The sequence below is a fragment of the Amycolatopsis minnesotensis genome, assembly GCF_039529815.1.
GTDB lineage: Bacteria > Actinomycetota > Actinomycetes > Mycobacteriales > Pseudonocardiaceae > Amycolatopsis > Amycolatopsis minnesotensis.
This window is the reverse complement of the sequence record NZ_BAAANN010000139.1, coordinates 1-804: the sequence shown is the minus strand read 5'-3', so window position 1 is coordinate 804 and position 804 is coordinate 1. Positions and strand designations below refer to the sequence as shown.

The 804-nt window shown below is 69.9% G+C and carries 1 protein-coding gene; it reads right to left on the bottom strand.

Annotated elements, in window-relative coordinates; all coding sequences use genetic code 11:
• Positions 1-804 (bottom strand): ferritin-like domain-containing protein (locus ABD256_RS44195; RefSeq protein WP_344432407.1); only part of this gene is annotated, 804 nt, incomplete at both ends.

Sequence of the window (804 nt, the reverse complement as noted above, 5' to 3'; positions counted from 1 at the left end):
GGCGCTGGTGTTCACTTCGCCGTTGACGCCCTTGGGGAAGAAGCCGCCGGAGGTGGCGGCCTTGGGGGTCAGGTAGACGATGTTGAGGACCTGTCCCGGGCTGCGGCTGTAGGCGATGCCGTTGCTGTCGGTGGGCACGATGTTCGCGTGGCCCTGCTTGTCCACGACGCCCTGGTCGTCGTCGGAGGGGCCGTCGAGGCTGTCGCGGGCGTCGGACAGTTTCACGCTGGCTTCGCGCAGGTTCCGCCCGAGCAGGCCGGTGCCCAGCAGGCCGGTTTCGCGGGCGTAGAGGGCGCTGCGGATGTTCGCCGCGTGGTAGGCCTCGACGGCGAGTATTCCCGCCGCGGCTTCGAGGTAGGTCTTGTTCTCGATCAGCGGTGCCGCGCCCTTGTAGGCGGTGACGCCGACGTCTTCGAACAGGAACGCGGCGAGCAGGAAGTTCTCCTCGCAGGCGAACGCGTCGAAGGTGTGGCCGGGTTTGACCAGCCCGGCCGCCTGCGCGGCGGCGGTGAAGCTGCCCTGGAGGTCGATCGCGGGCTGGCTGACCGCGGCGCCGCCGAGCGCGGTGCGCAGGAACCGCACGTGCGCCAGCTCGTCCTGGGCGATCTCCTGCGCGTACTGCTTCGCGGTCCTGGACTCGAACCGCACGGCACGGCCGCCGGTCACGCCGCCCTGCGTGCCGGTGCCGGTCGTCAGGGTGTCCGGCAGCCCTTTCCCGGTGACCGCGTGCAGGTAGAACTGCGCTTCGAGGTATTCGAGGTTCAACGCGAAATTGAGTACCGCGCCGTCGCTCACGCCCCCGGC